General features: G+C 42.8%; 15 protein-coding genes. 2 read left to right on the plus strand and 13 right to left on the minus strand.

Translation table 11 applies throughout. The annotated features are described in order from the left end of the window. Window positions 1–2: 2 nt before the first annotated feature. The 4 genes from ACOAOT_RS18095 to ACOAOT_RS18110 are packed head-to-tail and all read right to left on the minus strand — an operon-like array spanning window position 3 to window position 5,193. The gene (locus ACOAOT_RS18095; protein ID WP_420218244.1) at window positions 3–1,070 is read right to left on the minus strand and encodes a zinc-binding dehydrogenase; all 1,068 of its coding nucleotides are present in this window, start codon (window positions 1,068–1,070) and stop codon (window positions 3–5) included. Between the two features lie 9 nt (window positions 1,071–1,079). Then, window positions 1,080–2,270 (minus strand): class I SAM-dependent methyltransferase, encoded by a 1,191-nt coding sequence (locus tag ACOAOT_RS18100; RefSeq protein WP_420218245.1) that lies wholly within the window; start codon window positions 2,268–2,270, stop codon window positions 1,080–1,082. Between the two features lie 31 nt (window positions 2,271–2,301). After that, window positions 2,302–3,234 (minus strand): NAD-dependent epimerase/dehydratase family protein, encoded by a 933-nt coding sequence (locus tag ACOAOT_RS18105; RefSeq protein WP_420218246.1) that lies wholly within the window; start codon window positions 3,232–3,234, stop codon window positions 2,302–2,304. Window positions 3,235–3,258: 24 nt separating this feature from the next. After that, window positions 3,259–5,193, minus strand: a complete 1,935-nt coding sequence (locus ACOAOT_RS18110; RefSeq protein ID WP_420218247.1) for a thiamine pyrophosphate-binding protein — start codon at window positions 5,191–5,193, stop codon at window positions 3,259–3,261. Between the two features lie 397 nt (window positions 5,194–5,590). On the opposite strand from ACOAOT_RS18110, the gene ACOAOT_RS18115 reads away from it, so the two are divergent. Both ACOAOT_RS18115 and ACOAOT_RS18120 read left to right on the plus strand, forming a co-directional pair. Next, entirely contained in the window at window positions 5,591–6,937 is a 1,347-nt protein-coding gene (locus ACOAOT_RS18115) for a cell wall-binding protein (RefSeq protein WP_420218248.1), read from the plus strand. A gap of 228 nt (window positions 6,938–7,165) precedes the next feature. Continuing rightward, window positions 7,166–7,573 (plus strand): hypothetical protein, encoded by a 408-nt coding sequence (locus ACOAOT_RS18120; RefSeq protein WP_170824164.1) that lies wholly within the window; start codon window positions 7,166–7,168, stop codon window positions 7,571–7,573. A 48-nt stretch (window positions 7,574–7,621) separates the two neighbouring features. Here the strand turns inward: ACOAOT_RS18120 and ACOAOT_RS18125 are convergent, their stop codons facing one another. The 9 genes from ACOAOT_RS18125 to ACOAOT_RS18165 form a co-directional block, all read right to left on the minus strand. Then, window positions 7,622–7,771, minus strand: coding sequence for a hypothetical protein (locus tag ACOAOT_RS18125; protein WP_420218249.1), 150 nt, complete (start codon window positions 7,769–7,771; stop codon window positions 7,622–7,624). A 399-nt stretch (window positions 7,772–8,170) separates the two neighbouring features. Beyond that, a complete protein-coding gene (locus tag ACOAOT_RS18130) occupies window positions 8,171–8,842 on the minus strand; it encodes a hypothetical protein (protein ID WP_420218250.1) in 672 nt (223 codons plus the stop codon). Window positions 8,843–9,044: 202 nt separating this feature from the next. Then, window positions 9,045–9,992 (minus strand): hypothetical protein, encoded by a 948-nt coding sequence (locus ACOAOT_RS18135; protein ID WP_420218251.1) that lies wholly within the window; start codon window positions 9,990–9,992, stop codon window positions 9,045–9,047. A gap of 17 nt (window positions 9,993–10,009) precedes the next feature. Continuing rightward, window positions 10,010–10,741, minus strand: coding sequence for a LytR/AlgR family response regulator transcription factor (locus tag ACOAOT_RS18140; RefSeq protein WP_420218252.1), 732 nt, complete (start codon window positions 10,739–10,741; stop codon window positions 10,010–10,012). 9 nt (window positions 10,742–10,750) lie between these two features. Further along, window positions 10,751–12,637 (minus strand): sensor histidine kinase, encoded by a 1,887-nt coding sequence (locus tag ACOAOT_RS18145; protein WP_420218253.1) that lies wholly within the window; start codon window positions 12,635–12,637, stop codon window positions 10,751–10,753. A gap of 241 nt (window positions 12,638–12,878) precedes the next feature. Continuing rightward, window positions 12,879–17,294: an N-acetylmuramoyl-L-alanine amidase family protein gene (locus tag ACOAOT_RS18150; RefSeq protein WP_420218254.1), complete on the minus strand. Its 4,416-nt coding sequence runs from the start codon at window positions 17,292–17,294 to the stop codon at window positions 12,879–12,881. An 85-nt stretch (window positions 17,295–17,379) separates the two neighbouring features. Further along, complete coding sequence (locus ACOAOT_RS18155; RefSeq protein WP_420218255.1) at window positions 17,380–18,396, minus strand: cadherin-like beta sandwich domain-containing protein; 1,017 nt, start codon at window positions 18,394–18,396, stop codon at window positions 17,380–17,382. 65 nt (window positions 18,397–18,461) lie between these two features. Then, window positions 18,462–18,707: a phage tail protein gene (locus ACOAOT_RS18160; protein WP_420218256.1), complete on the minus strand. Its 246-nt coding sequence runs from the start codon at window positions 18,705–18,707 to the stop codon at window positions 18,462–18,464. A gap of 39 nt (window positions 18,708–18,746) precedes the next feature. Further along, a complete protein-coding gene (locus ACOAOT_RS18165; protein ID WP_420218257.1) occupies window positions 18,747–18,995 on the minus strand; it encodes a phage tail protein in 249 nt (82 codons plus the stop codon). Window positions 18,996–19,109: the final 114 nt, after the last annotated feature.

The raw sequence follows: 19,109 nt of genomic DNA on the forward strand, positions 1-19,109 counted from the left end.
GTTCACTTCCCATCTGTCTTAACCATCACTTTTATTAAATCTGCAGGTTTTTCTTTCATCATCTGGAGCGCAGTCTCCACTTCATCCAGTCCATGCAGGTGATGGGTCACCAGCTTCTGAGGATTAATTCTGCCGTACTGTATCATCTTTAAAAGGCGTTCAATCCGGATTCTTCCGCCTTTTGCCAGTTCCGTATGAATGGTTTTTCCGGCCATTCCCCTGCCCCCTGAAAATTTAGGGAAACCCAGGTTTCCGGTACCGCCAAAGTAATTCACGTTGGAAATGGTTCCAATTCCATATCTGGCCATATCAACAGCCTGGGTAAATACTTCATCACCGCCGCCGCAGATGATAACGCCATCGGCGCCCAGACCCCCGGTCCGTTCCATCACCTGATCAACGATATTGCCGTTCTTATAGCTTAAGACCTCACTCGCCCCATATTCCAGAGCAAGGCTGGTACATACAGGTCTTGTTCCCACTGCAATGATCCGGGCTGCTCCCAAATGTCTGGCGCCCTCAATAGCCATCAGACCGATGGGGCCAATTCCCATAACCACTACCGTATCGCCAAACTTAATATCTGCATATTCCGCTCCGGTAAAACCGGTGGTAACAACGTCCACACACATCAGAGCCTGTTCCAGAGTAACTCCCTCAGGAATCTTTGCCAGTGTGGTATCCGCATCTGGGATGAGAAAACGTTCCGAAAATACGCCGGGAATGGATCTTCCCAGCTGATGGCCGGAAAACGGAGCAGATGCATGCTTATAATTCCCTTCCTGAATGCCCATGGCTCTCCAGTCCGGTGTAATGGCTGGAACTGCAACAATTTCTCCAGGCTTAAAATCTTTTACCAGATCTCCGGTTTCTAAAATCTCCGCCACACATTCATGGCCTAAAATAAGATTCGGAGCTTTTCTTGAACCTCCGCCGTAAACGGTATGAACGTCTGAGGAGCAGGGTGTTACAGCTACAGGTCGAAGAATCGCCCCATAAGGCGTAAGCTGGGGCTCTGGCGCATCATGCCATCCCACTACTCCCGGTTCAACTAAAACAAATGCTTTCATACTTTTTTCTTATATCCTTTCCAAATGATTGGATTTCAACGCTAAAATCTCCACATTCCGTCCAAATTTTTCCACAATGGATTTAGCGATCTCTTCTGTATAGCCTGGCGCCACGATTAAAATGGCATCTACCGGATCCGTAAGGAAATGATCCGGTGCCACGATAGGCAAATGGGACGCAGGTGCAAACCGTCCCTGCTTAAAGGGTGCTGAATCGATAATATATCTGGCGAAATCACCGATTACCGTTGTGGATGCCAGGGTAAAGCCCTGATGGCTGGCTCCCCAGATCCCAAGATTCTTTCCTTCTGATTCTAACTCATCAACCAGACGTTTCAGTTCTTCATCGATGATCACCCGGCTTTTAAGCAGACCGGAGACATCCAGTTTTTCGGGATTTTTCCTTCCCGCATTCTCTTTTACAGTCTTTTTCTTTCTGACAATGACGGATAAGGTATCCCGGTTTACCATCTCCTCTTCAAGCACTTCGAAACCAGCCTGGTCTGCTGCAAAACGAAGCGTGTCAAAGGTATAATAAGCGATGTGATCCCGGATCAGTTCGTAGTAGCCATCGTATTCCAGAATATATTCAAGGCTGGGTACGGTAATCAGTCCCACGCCATCATCTGTTAAATTATCTGCGATGCAGCGAAGCATACCCACCGGATCCGGTTGATGTTCCAGATAGTTAAAGGACAAAAATCCATCATAAGGGCCACTGGTGCTTCCATCGGGAGATGTAAGAATCTCTCCAACCCCTGCAAACTGTTTCCAGACGTTCAGTCCTTTTTCTTTTCCAAGTGAAACCAGGCTCTCCCTGTGCTCAATCCCGCATGCAGTAACGGGAAACTGGGAAAGGACAGAAAGAAATTCTCCCTGACCGCAGCCGGCCTCAATTAACTTCTTTCCTTCCAGGTGGCAGAAATCAATAAAATGCCGGTACTGGCGTTTTCTTAGCTCCACCATAGTAGTGCTGAATCCGCCTGACCGGATAACGTCCTTATAATAAGGCACAGGCTCACAATCAAACTGAACCAGACCACAGCAGCTGCACTGATGCAGATTTAGACTGATTCCTCTGTCTTCTGCCAGTTCTTCCATACCCGGGATATCCTGGGCAGAAGCCGGCATGTGATCCAGTGTCATCAAAGGCTGGCCATCAAGCTCCTGTCCGCATACAATACAAATCCTATCTCTCATACCACAAAATTTCCTCCATGTCAATCCCTTTTTAATAGCTGCAGGTCTTCTTTACTCCCTCAGAAAAGCTTACAAGAGGGGAAAATCCTGTATTTTTCTCCAGCTTACTAATGTCCGGAATCAGATTTGCAAGTCCCTCTGCATTGGGACGTCTTCTTCCATAGCTGTAGCTGCCATGATATCCCATGGTCTCATACATCTGCCGTATGTATTCCCGCAAGGGCTTTGTTTCCTCTTCCGGCGCTGCTACATTATAAATTCCGGAAACCGATTCTTTTTCCTGTTCCATTAAAAGTATCAGCGCCCGGACACAATCCTCCAGATATAAAAAATTCCACATTTGGGTGCATTCCCCAAGGGAAATGTATTCTCCTCTTGTAAATGCCCTTAAACAGCTTTCCACCAGAGACCAGGGATGATCTCCCGGTCCATACACGCTGAAAATCCGCGCATGGATATACTCCATGGAAGATATCCCTTCCTGCTGCCACTGGTTCGTCTTTTCTGTTGCCTGTTTTAAAAAGTCCAGCTTTGCCTTTCCGTATTCAGAAACCGGGCTGCAGTCAGTTTCCTCAGAAAGGGCTCCCTTGTGAATTCCGTATTCCGCCTGGGAACCGCTAAAGAGAAAACGGCTGCAGCCTAAACGTCTGGCCCCCTCTAATGCCTTTAAAGCGTCCACCACATTCTTCTGCTGGACTTCCCGCTTCATCCGGTTCTCGCTTCCGGATCCATCCCAGCCAAAATGGTAAAAAGCCTGACAAGGTTCATGAATTACCTGATCCAGTGTATCAAGCTCACCAAGTTCCCGTTCTATTATTACCAGACCGTCCTGATCTGACGGAAGATATCTTAAATTCTCCGAACCGGGGCGAACCACCGCATATACTCTGCTGCCCTGCTTTAAAAGGCGGTTCGCCACAGCTCTTCCCAGGAAGCTGGTCGCTCCTGTTACAACAACGTTCACCTTATTTCCTCCCTGTATAAAAATCTAGTCCCTGATCCGGGGAATAATCATATTCCGATCCATCTCTTCCTCGGAAAGGAACGGGGACAAATCCTCTAAGGGAGGAGAAACCATGGTTCCATCAGGAAGCCGCTTTGCCGCCGATTTAGGTTCAAAATTCTGATCTCTGCTGACAAATACTTCGCAAATCACCGGTCCGTCTAAAGACAGGGTGTGAAGGAGCGCCTGGTCAATCTCACCGTTGTGGCGGGCACTGACGTAAGGATATCCGTATGCCGCAGAAAGTTTCTCCATATCAGGAAAGCTTAAATCTCTGCTGTCATCTCCGATTCCCACAAGCGGTTCTCCAAAATAGTTCTTCTGGGTCTGGCGAATGGAGTGATAACCCCCGTTATTGATTACAAATATCTTAATGGGAAGGCGATGATGTATAATCGTCTGCAGTTCCTGGAGATTCATCTGGATACTTCCGTCTCCTGTTACCAGAATAATGTCTTCTCCCGGATCCGCCTTGGAAATACCGATGGCTGCAGGGAGATCATATCCCATGGAGGCCACAGCAGAATTGGAAATAAAGCGCTGGCCCGGTTTTATCACATAAGCATGACCGCCTACTACACAGGCTGATCCATTGCCAACCACAGTAATCCTGTTCTCAGGAAGGCGGGAGCTCAGTTCCTTTATAAATGCATAAATGTTTACTTCCTTGTGTTCATCCTGGCTGTAGTGCCTTGGTAGCACCACCGGATAGGTCTCTTTCCACATGCGGCATGTGTCATTCCAGGTTAGGGAATCAATCCCTGTTCCGCCTTGAAAGAGAGGATCTTGCCTGGTTGCCATAAATTCGTGATCTAAAAGATCTTCCATCACTGCCAGCAGATCTTTCACATCTGCATGAATCCGCATATCGGAATGTACCGATGGTTTCTTTAACTCCTCGGGATCAATATCATTTACAATCACATAAGCCTCTCTGGCCCAGGTGGCAAAATTATATCCAACCTGACGGATGCTTAAACGGCTGGCCAGGGAAAGCACCAGATCACTGTTTTGAATGGCAAAATTACCGGGACGGTCTCCCATTCCACCACCTCTTCCGGTATAAAGAGGGTGGGCATCATAGATGCAGTCCAGACTGTTCCAGCCGGTTACAACAGGAACTCCCAGCTTTTCCGCAACACGCATAAATGCATCATGGGCCTGTCCGATGCGAATACCATTCCCTGCATTAATCACGGGGCGGGAGGCTGCTTTTATCTTTAAAAGGACCTCACGTACTGCATTCTTATCCGGCTTAGGGGGCAGTATCTGACGTTTTTCTCCAAGACCGCTTTCGTCCTCAGTTATCTTAGCATTACTGGCAGAAACCCAGCCGTCTCCCCCATTCTCATAATTTTTTGCATCAAAGCCAATGAGATCGTCGGTTTCTACGTAAGCGCCCTGCACATTCAGAGGGATATCTAACCAGGCAGGTCCCGGACGGCCGGAATACGCAAGATAAACTGCCTTTTCCAGGCAGTAACGGATTCGCATGGGATCAATCACCATCTCGCTGTATTTGGTCATGCAGTCAACTGCCTTTGTAATGTCAAATTCCTGATCTCCCATGGCACGGATTCCTACGCCGGACCATCTGGCTGTGGTATCGTAGCGAACCTGTCCTGACAGAATCAGCATGGGAATGGAATCCAGCCAGCCGCCTAAAACTCCGGTTATGGCATTGGTACCCCCCGGGCCTGTGGTCACACAGACAGCGGCAATCTGGCCCTTAATTCTGGCGTAGGATTCGGCAGCAATGGCGCATGCCTGCTCATGATGGTTATAGAGACAGGTAAGCCCTTCCTGATGTCCCAATGCATCGTTTAAATGCATGGCACCTCCTCCTGTTACCGTAAACACCTGGGAGATCCCAAGCTCCACCAGCCTCTGGGCTATATAATTGGATATTTTCATTCTCATGTTATTTTCTCCTTTATTAAGGAATGGTAATTATCTGTCTGTGATTATACCACACCGTACTTTATTTTCCTATTAAAGTTTTCTTACTTTCTAAAAGCTTCCATTTTTCCAAGAAACAGGCTTTCTTTGGCAACTTTACCAGTTATGTTCCGTTTGTTTCCCCGCTCCTCCTTATTTTACAGGCAACTGCCGGTGCTCTCTGCTTTACAGCGTACTGGTACATTCCGGGTAACCCCTGCCTGTCAACAACTTTTCTCCTGTTCTGTTAGCTCCTTCCATATCTGCCATCAAACCACACTTTCTTTGTTCCTTTCATTTACGTTATAATCGCAGAGTAATGCAACTATGGATTTTCGGCCACGATAAAACTTACTGCAAAAAAGGAGAGAACATATTTATGAAAAAGCAAATTAAATTGATGGCTGTATTATCCGCTGCCGGTATTTTAACTGCAGCTGCCCCACAGATGGGCATCTTAAACACAGCCTCTACTGTCTATGCCAAAGCAACTGGCTGGGTAGAAGAAAACGGTACATGGAAATTCTATGAGGAGGGTGATTACTACGCCACTGATTCCTGGAAGAAGTACGGAGAAGACTGGTATTACTTAAATGAGGATGGCGAAATCGCTGTCGGTCAGAAAGTTGATGAGTACTATGTAGACGAGAGTGGAAAGAGAGTATCCAATTACTGGGTTTCTGTTACCAATGACAGCTACTGGGACTCCCCTGATTCACCGGAAAATTACTGGCATTATTATGGAAAAGACGGAAAAGAAGTCGTTTCCAAATGGCAGAAGATCAACAACAACTGGTATTATTTTGACGAACAGGGTCAGATGCTTACCGGCAAGGTAGAAATCGCTGGTTCAACTTATTACCTGGGTAACGAAAATGACGGCGCACAGAAAACAGGCTGGTTTGAGCTTGAAAGTGCGAAAGAAGATTCCGACCATACAAATGCATGGTACTTTTTTGACAAAGACGGCGTTATGGTTAAAGATCAGGTAGATAAAAAAATTAACGGTTCTTACTTCACCTTTGTAAATGGCGAAATGCAGACCGGCTGGTACAAACTTCCTGTAACAGCAACTCCTTCAGAAGCGGCCGAAAATACTGACAACAAGACTTCCGCAGCAGGCTATCAGTACTATGATGAGAGCGGTGCAAGAGTCGATGGCTGGAGAGAAATCGAAGGCATCGAGGGCATCAGCGCAGAAGGCGAACAGCACTGGTTCTTCTTTAAAAACGGTGCTCCTTACTTTGCGAAAAAGGGTATTGAATTATTCACTGTAAACTCCCAGAAATATGGATTTAATACAAAAGGTGAAATGCAGACCGGTCTTAAGGTTGTAAATCTGGAAGACGGAAATACTGCAAACTTCTATTTCGCAGACAACGGCGTGATCAACACTGGAAAACAGTCCATTATGAACGAAGATTCAGGCGAGAACCAGATTTGGTACTTTGTAACTTCCGGAAGCAAGAAAGGTCAGGGCTTCCACGGTATTCTTGACGATACTCTTTACGAGTATGGTTTAAGAAAACAGGCAGATGCGGATTTAAGAGTTGCTTCATTTGCTCTTAACGGCAAAAACTATCTGGTGAATACCAACGGTGTTCTTCAGAAAGCTTCCTCCACATCTAAGTCCACAGCAAAACCAGAGCTTGGCGCAGGCTTCAGAGATTTCAAAGACACCAATGAAAAAGTTTATGTTGTTGATGTAAATGGTATTATTCAGTAAATAGACACCTTTATAAATGAAACATCCGTTCAATTGCCAAAAAGCCCGCAGTGTAACAGCTGCGGGCTTTTATTTGTTTTTAACAATTATAAGAGTTGTAACTATACAAAATGCCTAAATAGTAATTTTTTTATCGATATTTCTGTTTTTGCGTTATATTTTTGTCGATTTAACGTTATACATATAGGAGTAGATTGTTTATCAATCTATAAAAAAAGGAGGAGACCAATGAGAGAACTGTCCGTATACTATTGTTCCAAATGCGGGTATTATGGTTATTATCAGCTGGAAAGGAATGCGGTATGTCCAAAGTGCAAGGTGGACATGATAGCGTTATCCATCAGCTATCAGGCTTTCATGGATTTGTCCTGTGAAGAAAGGGACGAATTGCTTTCCTCTCAAATCATTGCTTCATCGTCTCCCTATGTAAAGCGCATTCTTGTGCCCCACAAAGTGAATAATAACCGGGAAATCATAGCCCGAATGGGAGACCGCATCACCGAACTGGAGATTGAAAATGAAAAACTGAATAAAACCATTGAATGGATGCACCAGACAATTTGGGAAATGGTACGTAAAAACAAAGGATTAAATATAAGTGATCAGGATGAATCCCCTAAGGGGATTGATCCCTGACAGGGACATTCCGGGAGTGCCCCCCTGCACTCCTTATCCATCCCCCTGTCAGGCGATTTTGTCAGTACTTATGTAACGTCCGATCAATCTGTTCAGCGTCTGATTCAACCTTTCAATCACTTTATGGAGTCTCGAATTTTCTTCCATCAGCTTCTTATTCTCCATCTCTACAATCCGCAGTTTCTCAGCATCTGTCATAAAGATACCCCCTCCTTCTTCTGCTTTACTTGTAATCAATATAAGTCCTTTCTAAGTGTTTGAAAAGTGAATTTTATCGCATTATTCGACATTTTTCACTTTATTTTAGTCAATTTAATCAATTAATCTATGATAATTTTAAAAGAAGTACTACATATGCCATGTCGAAATTAGTCTGGCACTAGATATGCGATTGCCTTTAATCTTATATTGTCGACATAATTGATATTAATTATAAAGGTTTTCCCGATAATTTTTTAAATTATCACACGCTCTTTCGATCTCGTCTGATTTTTCACATATATAATGCCATATATCTATTTATTGATCGCCCAACTTCAAGAAGCCGGCACTGAGTCCGGCTGAAAAAAAGGGTTATATTTTTCTGAACTATTATACTCACGAGCGTTTAAGCCTCGTCATGAGAAGAGGGAGTTTCAGCTCGTCTAGCACTTCATTAATATGAAACAGCACCGGAGCAGTTCCGTCCGCCCTTCTGTCACCGGAAAGGAACCAGCAGACAACTGCATCATTGGGAAGAGATGCAGACAACGCGTATCCCGCTTTTTTAAGCAGATGCTGTATTTCATCAATTCCAAGACCAAGAGAAATGGCAATTGCCAGCAGTGTCTCCTTTGATGGCTGTTTATAGCGTTTAATGTATTGCAGCATCCGTTCACTGACATTGGCCGCGTCACAGATGGACTTGCACCTTACTCTCCTGCCATTTAATATTTGTCTGAAATATACGTTAAAATCATGATCACTACTTAGAGAAAGACCTGCCTTATTAGCCAGTAGCTCAGTTTCCTCCGCTGTTAAATGAAATAACTCTGCACAAGAGGCGATCAACTGTATCTTGGACTGCCTTGTCTGGGTGCTGCATGGGTGATTTTTCCACCAGGAAACAGCCTGTTTATTAACCCCCAGTTTCTGATAGACCTCCTCGAGAAGCCTTAAATCATTTGTTTTCTTATAGTCTCTAGCCAGATTGTTTAATGCATTATAGAAGCTTTCTTCCAGTATTACGCCATGATCATCCAGCCATTGTCCGGTTTTTTCATAATCCATTTCATTCCCCCGCCTTCCTTAAACGGCTATTTTATGTGGTTTTTTTACACAAAAAGAAGCCAGCTGATTTATAACGATCAACTGGCTATATTATATCTGCATTTTTTTTATTGGAGTGGGGATGTCCTTATAATGCAAAAAACCGCCACAACTGGAAAATCGGGGTGGGTAAACGGTTTATCACATGTTATCAGAAGCTACCTTAACCCTGATAACCGTCGTAATCAACCGTGCCGATGCAGGTTAGATTTAAGGTGTTTTTTAACAGGTCTCCCGGAGAGATGAAATATTCATACATATCCTTTAACTTTTGCAAATATGGTACTGCATCATTGTTACCACCGTCTGTTCCACGGGAAAAAGTCTTTACGAATTGAATGCAAAAACGGGTTACTTCTATAATAAGGTCATCCGACAGTTCATATGAAGCAGAAAGCTCCGTTTCATACTGATTCTTACTGAGTGCTTCATATAACTGGTCGATTGCTTCATCCACATTTTCATCGGATACGAAACTGTTTTCCACATCTGCCTGAAATATACGGTTGTTATAGCTGGAAGGATCTTTTTGTATGATTTCAATAATCCGGTCAAGCAGAGGAAAGCCTGGAGTACCCTTTAATTGAATCTCATACTCATCTCCCGCTTCCTTATAACAATGATAAGCAAACTGGGAGCACATCATCGCTTCTCTGCCCTTGTATATTAAAGCATCTTCCAGTTCCATTAAGATACCCATGGAAAGCTTCACAATCCTTGTTACAAGGCCTTGAAGCCCTGTATCACCCAATATGTTGTTAGTGATACAATAAAGACCGATAAACGGCAGCTGGGCATGTGCATAGGGCAGCTTCTCACTAACATAGCGGGTTGCGATGTCCATGACTGGCTGGCAATTGTTATTCCCTGGATTTAGACGCATCACATAGGCGGTTCTTGCTGTTCTGGTAAGGATGGTGTCCTCCAGCGCATTGGGGGGCGTTTCCTCGATTACAGTTCCTACAGGCTTGCCCGGCCCGCAGCTTAAGGCGGTATGGCTTACTTCTGATCTGGTAACCCAGGCAATAATTTTAGATATCTTTTCGTTATTCGGCTCCAGTAAAAGGATATCTCCTGCCTTTAGTTCACTTACTCTGACTTTTTCACCCATCGTATTTTCCTCCTGAATTAATTAAAATATTGTTTCAGTTCTTTTACCTTATTCCGACTGACCAGTATCACATCGGAAATGTCCTTAAAATACATATCATAGGTATAGTTAATCCGCGGACGGAACCGTTCTGCTCTGGATAAATTAGCCAGATAGCATTTATGAGTGCGGAAAAATGAATTCTTCTTCAGCTTCTCCTCATAAAAATTCAGAGTTTTATTTCCACGGAATACGCAATCCCTGGTATGTATCATACAAACCCCCTGTAACGCTTCTATATAAAATATATCAGCCGCCGGTATCAGAACAATGTCTTCCTCGTTAAACCCACAGATCATATCTAAATTATAATCATACTGCCCGCTGATCTCCTGATACACGTTTTGTCCGGTAGTGGTAGTCTCTAATTTATTCAGGCATTTAAAAAGCCGTTCTTTCGTATAGGGCTTTAGCAGATAGTCCACTGCATTCAGTTCAAATGCCTTGGCTGCATAACCATTATATGCAGTTACAAAGCAGATTTTAGTCTTGGGGTGAAGGCTGCTGATTTGCTCTGCAATGTACATGCCATTAATTCCCGGCATGTCTATATCCAAAAACAGCAGGTCACAGGGGTTCTTTAATAAATATGCCAGTCCCTCTCTCGAATCAGAAAAAGCCCCAGCCAGAGAGAACTCCTCTTTTTTCTTCAGTAACTCCGTAAGATATTCAATTGAATTTTTTTCATCATCAATAATTACAACCTGCATACCTGCACATTACCCCCTCTTTGGAATCTGAAAGCTGATTTTCGTTCCCTTTAAGTCCTGACTCTCAATAACCAGCCTGCTTTGAAAACATATGTTAAGCCGGTAATTAATATTGCTGATCCCAACACCGCTTTTTGAGGTGCTGCTTTTTGGAGCATTGCTTTTTGGAGTGTTACTTTTATCAATGGTCTCAAGTGTTTCCGGGCTGATCCCCCTGCCGTCATCCTCTACACTGATTACCAACCTGTTGTCACAAGTCTCCATGACCCGTATCAGAATATTCAGTTCACCAGACTTATATCCATGCTTGATGGAGTTCTCCACCAGCGGTTGAATGGTTAGTGGAAGAATGTCATTTGAAAGGAGTTCATCCGGTGCATCAATCTCAAGCTTTAAGGCACCATTCATTCTTACATTTTCCAGTTCCACATATGCATTTACCAAATCCAGCTCTTCCTTTAACTGATAAAGAGTATAGGTTCTGTAATCAAATCTGTATTTTACCCTTAGAAAGTCTGACAGGCACATGAGCATATTTTTTGCCATCTTCACATTGGTGTCCATAAGGCAGTATATGTTGTGGAGAATATTAAATAGGAAGTGAGGGGAAATTTGCGCCTGCAAAGAAGCAATCTCCATCTCATGGGCAAGTTCCGACTGGCGGAAGGTATCTTCCACATTGACTGCCAGAACATATCCCTGGCCAAGGAGGAAAAAAAGCACCCCAAAGTAGTAGAAATTAAAATCGCTTAAGAATTTTACATCAATATTATGCTGAATATCCATGATCTGCAGGACACACGATGCAAGAAATACGCAATAGCCCAGAAAAACCGGGCCGGCATTTGTTTTTTTCAACTGAAACGCCCTGGCAATCTTAAAAAAATAACAAATCGCATTTACAAACAGAATGGGTATGAATACCATATCGTCATATAAAACCGGCATAACCGGCAGACAAATAAGAACTGCAGTATAGAAAACATCAAAAAACTTTAAAAAACGAAACGGGTGGTTTTTCCCCAGTTCTGGGTACATGCTCCACAGATAAAACTGAATGGAGGTGATCTGAACCATAAACGACACATACTCTATCTTTAGAACTGTATCAATGGTGAGAAGTGGAAAAATACTGACCAGACTCTCGCCGTCTATTATAGAAGCAGCAATTAGCACAGAAATACAAAAAATCCAGAGATAAATAGACTGGGCTTTTTTATTCAGGCACCAGTTAAAAACATACAAATAGCACGCCATTCCGGCCAGAATGCCTATAAATCCGATGTTTTTCATCAGGTTAATAAGGTGGAACCGATACAGTGGAACCTGTTTCCCAATATAGACAGGAAGGACAATTCCCCCATTGTTACAATGAAAATTAGATACCTTAATTTTAATTACGAGATCATTTTGATCTGCATGGAAGTAAACAAACTGAGGAGCCCAGCTGGAAATTTCTGAACCCTTATCAGCTCCAATTTTTCCATTCTCTACAATTTTTTTATCATTTATGTAAAGCTCATATGCACTGGAAACATAGTTAAGCTCCATACAATATTCACCGGGAGAGGGTAATTTTACACGCAGTTCATATACGCCTATGCCATGTTTACCCAGCTTCTTTCCGTTTATCACCTTTCCCCGCCAGGATCCAGGAACCTCGATGCTGTCTGCGGTCTGTGAGCCGGTATCTTCTAATGTACCTTCATAAAATTTCCATACACCATTTAACTGAACAGCCTTCTTCTCCAAATTCTCTTCTGACAGGTTTAAAAAACCATCCGCTATAGAATAAGAAATATATTGATTGCGGATGCTTAACAAACCTGATATCAGACAGACTGACAGAATTAGAAATAACAGGGCTTTTCTGTTCTTCTTGTATTTTTCTTTCATTAATTGTTTAATTCTTCCCCCGGATCCGTTGCCGATCACGCATTAAATTTCATGTATTTTTGTTTATTTTACTATTTATGGAAAAATATAGCAATAAAAATATTTTTCATTATACAGCAAAAAGAAAGGGCGCAAACAGGCTGTTTTTATGCTGCATGCGCTCTTTCTTTTTTTGCATCCGGGAAACTTCATAATCTATTACGGAATTAATAGTGTAATGGGCTTTTTAAATGTTGTGATATTAAGAAATACGTTCTCCATTGGGTCCTACCCGATGCCCATCGGGAGTTACAGTATCTTTGAGCATGGAACCTTTGGTAGCGTCTGCTGCCTTACTGAAATAGTACCATTTCCCATCAATCATGTTCCAGCCGGTATACATAGATCCCTTTTTTCCGTCACTGACCGGATTTAAATAATATACACTTCCTTTGTATTCAAACCAGCCAGTTACCATATATCCGTTATCATCAAAGAAATACCAGTCATTTGTTCCTTTCCAGTCAGTATACACCCACCGGTTCACCGGTCGGCTTCCATCTTTTCCGATTATCTTCCAGCCATTTTCATCTGATTGCCAGTTACCTGGGTAGTAATGATCATCGTCTCCGCCAGTTCGTTTTCCGGGCTCTGTGATCTCTCTGTCATCATCGTCACTGTCGTCTCGGGGCAGTTCTTTTACTGTGACTGTGAAATCATCAGTGAACTCTTTCTCATTCCCATAACGGTCTGCTGCGTAATAAATAACCTTAACTGTCCGGGTTCCTGTTCTGGTAAGATTATATTCCAGATCATACTGTCCCTCTGATAAAGTTGTTTTTCTGACTGCATTGGAGGGACTGGCTTTTTGATATTCGGTTACCTCGAGGCCCTGTGTATCCAGGTCTTCTCCCAATGTATAGCTGACTTTATCCGGTCTTTTTGTTACTTTGATTCGAAGGGTGTAGTATTCCTGCTCTTCCTGTTCTTCCAAAACCGTTATGTGAATGATTACATCAAGAGGGATTCCACTGGGATTAATCACGTTGTCTGGAAGTACTACGGTTCCTTCCACGGTAAAGCTCTGTTCTTCACTTAGTAACGGATCATAGGCGCTTGAATCTAAATCCCAGTCCACATCTGCCTGCACGTTTCCGTAATTGGTTCCTAACGTAACTTTTTCCGGGATTCCCAGGGCAGTAACTGTTTTGGCAGTTCCGTTGGTAATTCCTTTTATCCCAGACAGAGGATAAATTTTTTCCAGGATTTTATCCGCTGCTGATTCGGCATCCACGGTTACTTCGATGGTGGCAGTCAGGGGTATCCCATCGGGATTCACCACTTTATCGGGAAGAGTCACAGTTCCTTCCACGGTAAAGGTCTGTTCTGTCTTCTGGTCAGGATCATAGGAGCTTGCTGCTACGTCCCAGGTTACAACAGCTGATACCGTCCCTTTATCTGTCTCAAGGTTCACGTTCTCAGGCAGCCCAAGTGCGGAAGCAGTTTTTGATGCACCATTGGAAACCCCTGTTACAGCGGGTAATGCTGAGATACTCTTAAGAACTTTATTAACCGGCACTTCAGCATTTACAGTAACATGGATCGTTGCCTGAAGGGATATCCCATCTGGATTATATACATCCTCAGGAAGAACCACAGTTCCTTCCACATCAAACGTCTGCTCTTCCTTCTGATCGGGATTATAGGAGCTTCCTTCCACGTCCCAGGTGACTTCTGCGGATACCTCACCCATATCAGTCTCAAGAAACACATTCTCAGGCAGCCCTAGTGCAGAAGCAGTTTTTGATGTACCATTTGCTATTTCAGTAACCGGCGCAGAAGATGTAATAGATCTCAACGGATTTTTGGTTGCTGATAAAGTTATGGTATAGGTATCTTCTGAATCTGCAGTTCCGTCATTGGCCTTGAATACCAGTGTATATGTTCCAGCTTCTGTCGGAGTGTAGGAATAGTTCCTGGCAGCAGACTTCTCTGCTTCCTCGTTTACTTTTACCTTATAGATCAAATCGTCCTTGTTTTCATCAACAAATATTGTATCCAAATCCAGTGTATAAGCATGATTGATTATTATTGTTGCGGACTCTGCTGCATCTACTCCACTTATCCTCTCTGGAATTGTATTAACGGCATTGAGCGTTACCATATAGGTATCTGTGGAATCGGCTGATCCATCATTGGCTCTGAATACCAGTGTATTTGTTCCTGCAGCGGTAGGCTTATAGGAATAACTTGCATCTGCTGTTTCTTCTGCCCCTCCGTTTACTATTACTTTATAGGTCAGAGCATCATGATCAACATCTTCAAAGATATCATTTAATTGAATGGAGTAGGTTTTCTGGACTGCTACGCTGTCCACTACGGACTCACTTACTCCGCTTTTTCTTTCTGGAGGTGTGTTTGCTGCTTTTGCATTCAGAGTTACCTTGTAGGTATCTGTAGAATCGGCAGTTCCGTCATTGGCGGTGAATTCCAGTGTATACGTTCTAACCTGATCCGGTACAAAAGTATAATCTTTGTCAGCTGCCGTTTGAGTACCCCCGTCAACTTTTACTTTATAGTTTAAGGTATCCAGATTCTCATCTTCAAATATTGTACTTAGATTTAATGCATAGGTGGTATTGACTGTTATATTTTCAGTTGTCGCGGCTCCTATATTAATTTTTCTATTTGGAACCGTATTTACAGCTGTTAGTATTACCGTAAAGGTCTCTGTGGAATCGACTGATCCATCATTCGCCCTGAATTCCAGTGTATTGGCTCCCGCAGAAGTTGGTTTAAATGAATAGTGCGCATCTGCTGTCTCTTCCGCACCTCCGTTTACTTTTACCTTATAGGTTAAATAATCACCTTCATTATCCTGAAATATTGTATTTAGATTAATTGTATATGGTTTATTAACTGCTATACTGTCTGATACCACTTCATTTATATCATCCTGCCTTACAGGAGGCGTATTGGCCGCCTTCACATTCAGATTCAAAGTATAGGTATCTTCCGAATCTGCAATTCCGTCATTTGCTATAAATTCCAGAGTTAACGGTCCAACAACCAATGGAGTATAGGGTAGCACATCATTTGCCGCAGTTTCTGCTCCCCCATTAACTTTAACCTTATAATTTAAATCATCATGATCGGCATCCTCAAAAATATCATTTAAATTAATGTTTATTGGATCACCTTTTATAACGTTTTCCGATATAGATGCTGGCACCCCGCTTTTCCTTACTGGTGCTGTATTAACTGCAGTAAGTGTTACTGTATAGGTGTCTGAAGAGTCCACCGTTCCGTCATTAGCAATAAATACAAGGGTATATGTGCCTGCTGGCGAAGGGGTATAGGAGTAATTGTTTCCTATTGATACGAACGACGTGTCGTTAATCTTCACTTTATAGGTCATAGAGTCCGTATCCGGGTCCTCAAATATTGTACTTAAGTCCACAGAAAATGCGGTTTTAACTGGCAAACTGGCTGATACACTGGCTCCTACATCACTTTTTCTGACAGCAGGATAGTTTACACCTTGCACATTAACGGTTGTGTAAACCGGTTCTGAATGGTAAAGATTATCTACTGCAGTTACCTTAATCGTTCTTGGTTTTGTATCTGGTTTTACTATATTTGTGTTTTTGTATGTGATCGCTTTTATTAATGCCTCAACATTGGTATCGTTTGCATTTAAATTTAGTAAAACGGTTAATCCCGTTCCTGAAGTTCCTCCTGAATACGTGCCAATAGAGGTTCCGCTATAGAGGACATCGCTTCCGCAACGTGTGATCCCACCTGTCTGGGCAATTTCAAGCACATCTTCTGAAGCAACTTTATTACTGGTAATGGAAGCAGTAACTGAACCGCCAGTATAGAAACTGCCGTGAGCGGAATCTACCTTTACTGTGGAATCGCTGTCTTTATCCAGAGGTAATGCAGATCCTCCTTCTGTAAATGACACTGTATCTCCATCTAAATTTGAGATAATGGGAGGTGCGGCTGCGTCAGTAAGTGCTACACTCAGACCGTCAAAATCCACATAGTCACCTGCATCGCCTAAGTAAGTGACTTCGGCTTCCAGCACAACACGTATCATTTTAACTTTTGATTTTACATACAGAACCGGCACCGTAACTGTTTCCCAGGCAGGAGTACCTGTGCTTATCCCAGCTGTGCTCTTACTCACCTCATAATTGCTCTCAACAGGCTCGCCACTTCCTGTTTCATTATCGTACAATTCAATTCGCAGTGTTCCTTTATCTGTATTCATATAGGGAAAAACCTGAACAGAAGCATTCAGATTATAGTATCCCGGAGTCTTTACAATATAATCTTTATATATTTTCCCCACAGCCGTATTGGTACCATATGCAGTACAGTATTCTATAATATCATTGTTACCATCGTTATCGTTCAGATCCTTAGGTGAAGGTACCCCTTCCAGGTTTAATTGATTATACTGATACCATCCTTTCTCTGGGAACACCGTGGTAAAATCAAAATTATTGTTGAAATCAATGTTTCCAATCCAGTCTGAAATTGAGGTTGCATCCTGATCTTCTGTACTAAATAATTCTCCTGTTTCACCATAAACACACACTGGCACTGTAGTAACAAGCAGTACCACGGTCAGTGCCCCGCTTAAGCAGCGTAACTTTTTATTTAAAAACATTCAATCCCTCTCTCCCATACAATTCTCAAAGGCATAGAGGGGAAACAAGCTTCCTCCTCTATGCCGCTGAAAATATTTTTGCATATTATGACGTCTTATTTATATTGAAAATATAGGTTCTGCTATCAAGTCCAGTCTTAGAAGCTACCACAATCTCGATTGGATTTAAGCCTTTAATAAGTGATATTGCCTGACCGCTGTTAAATGTGGTGCCATTTAAAGAAATGATAACAACTGCTTCTTGATCTTCAGGTGTTGGAGTGACTTTTGTACTGGCAAGATTCCGGGTTGTAAGATTATAACTATACGTGGTCTTTGAAAAACCGGGTATGCGGAATCCTGTCATTGTCACAGAAGCCAGATAAGGGCTGCTGGCCCTTGTAACAGTTACCATATATGTCACTGTATAACCGCCTGCTGAAGTCACCTTAATTTCAACGTTATTCAAACCACTAGTCATTGTAACAGAAGCTTTTCCCCCTATCAATTCCTGCCCATTAACCGTAATAGCTGCCGTAGTTTTTGATGCAACCGGAATTACTGTGATGCAATCAGAATCATATCCCACATTGGAAGTATATGACAGTGTATCTGAATGAAAAGCAGGAGTCAGCACTGCTGTGTGTTCTTCCTTATCTTTTATTACCAATGAAGTCAGTACGTCTACATCTGTTTCTATCAGCTCCAGCTCCATGACAGACGCGGCGGATTTATTGGCTAGTAATCCTCCATTATCAGGAACAAAGAGCCTGAAATATCTGGCATATACGGGGCTGGCCAACACACGGGTACAAACATTATATGTATTGCCTGCTACTGAATCAACTGTGATCCAATTAGTTCCATCTATGCTTCTCTCTAAACTAAATGAAGTCATACGATAATCGGCCGGCCAGCCAGCATATCCACTAATACTTTTCACTGTCCATTCACCGATCCAACATGATTTATTCAGATCCAGACGCAGCCATCCTGGCAATGCAGCACACAACCATCTGGAGGTTGGGTCACTTACTATACCGTTTACAGCTCTGCCAGGTTCGTAAGGATCGACATAACTGCTTGCAGTTATATCCGCATTTAAAGCTAAATTTTTACCCATATTTATCTCATCAATCCTTTCCGGTAAATTGAAATACGGTTATTCTTTCATCCCCAGCCTGATGACTATGACCGAGTGGGATAGTAACCATACATGGCAATAACATAATGAACTCCGGGATTTGGCTCAAACCCCTTTAAATTGGGTACACAAAATGTGGTATTAACATTGCCTCCAAATGTATATCCAAGCAAAGAAAACAACGCCTGATATTGCATTATGGGGTATTCCTTTCCATCGCAATACACTGAGCCCATAGGAGCAAACGTATAGGGTACAAGTAATATTTGACCTAACAAAACTTCATCCATGTATCTTCTCTCCTTTCCTATCCAGAAATCACTGCAAAATCATGGTCTCTGGGGATACAGACCTTCGACTGCAATGTAATATTTCATCTGATTGGTTACAGCAAGGGGATTTGCATTTCTCAAGTCCGGCAGCTTAAAACTAGTAGAATTTCCTCCAAAGGTGATGCCTAATAGTGAATATAATGCCTGGTTGTAAGCAATTTCTAATGATCTTCCATCACAGAGCATCCAGCCTCTCGGTTCAAAGTTATAGGGAAATAACTGAATTTGGCCAATTATTGGATCCATAAATAATTCCTCCTTAATCTGATTGTTTTTGTCAATCGGTTGATTGAAACAAGCTCCGCTTGATTGGGCGGTATGCAGAATAGACGCGAGGTGAGAATGGCTTGTTAAAATTAA

This window comes from Lacrimispora struthionigena (assembly GCF_048627165.1).
In the GTDB taxonomy this organism is placed as follows: Bacteria; Bacillota; Clostridia; order Lachnospirales; family Lachnospiraceae; genus Lacrimispora.

Excerpts from the sequence above, each read along its gene's own strand:
- ACOAOT_RS18155 (WP_420218255.1), bottom strand. The coding sequence starts at position 18,396 with ATGGGTAAAAATTTAGCTTTAAATGCGGATATAACTGCAAGCAGTTAT.
- ACOAOT_RS18120 (WP_170824164.1), top strand. The coding sequence starts at position 7,166 with ATGAGAGAACTGTCCGTATACTATTGTTCCAAATGCGGGTATTATGGT.
- ACOAOT_RS18130 (WP_420218250.1), bottom strand. The coding sequence starts at position 8,842 with ATGGATTATGAAAAAACCGGACAATGGCTGGATGATCATGGCGTAATA.
- ACOAOT_RS18150 (WP_420218254.1), bottom strand. The coding sequence starts at position 17,294 with ATGTTTTTAAATAAAAAGTTACGCTGCTTAAGCGGGGCACTGACCGTG.
- ACOAOT_RS18095 (WP_420218244.1), bottom strand. The coding sequence starts at position 1,070 with ATGAAAGCATTTGTTTTAGTTGAACCGGGAGTAGTGGGATGGCATGAT.
- ACOAOT_RS18145 (WP_420218253.1), bottom strand. The coding sequence starts at position 12,637 with ATGAAAGAAAAATACAAGAAGAACAGAAAAGCCCTGTTATTTCTAATT.
- ACOAOT_RS18135 (WP_420218251.1), bottom strand. The coding sequence starts at position 9,992 with ATGGGTGAAAAAGTCAGAGTAAGTGAACTAAAGGCAGGAGATATCCTT.
- ACOAOT_RS18115 (WP_420218248.1), top strand. The coding sequence starts at position 5,591 with ATGAAAAAGCAAATTAAATTGATGGCTGTATTATCCGCTGCCGGTATT.
- ACOAOT_RS18110 (WP_420218247.1), bottom strand. The coding sequence starts at position 5,193 with ATGAGAATGAAAATATCCAATTATATAGCCCAGAGGCTGGTGGAGCTT.
- ACOAOT_RS18160 (WP_420218256.1), bottom strand. The coding sequence starts at position 18,707 with ATGGATGAAGTTTTGTTAGGTCAAATATTACTTGTACCCTATACGTTT.
- ACOAOT_RS18100 (WP_420218245.1), bottom strand. The coding sequence starts at position 2,270 with ATGAGAGATAGGATTTGTATTGTATGCGGACAGGAGCTTGATGGCCAG.
- ACOAOT_RS18125 (WP_420218249.1), bottom strand. The coding sequence starts at position 7,771 with ATGACAGATGCTGAGAAACTGCGGATTGTAGAGATGGAGAATAAGAAG.
- ACOAOT_RS18165 (WP_420218257.1), bottom strand. The coding sequence starts at position 18,995 with ATGGATCCAATAATTGGCCAAATTCAGTTATTTCCCTATAACTTTGAA.
- ACOAOT_RS18140 (WP_420218252.1), bottom strand. The coding sequence starts at position 10,741 with ATGCAGGTTGTAATTATTGATGATGAAAAAAATTCAATTGAATATCTT.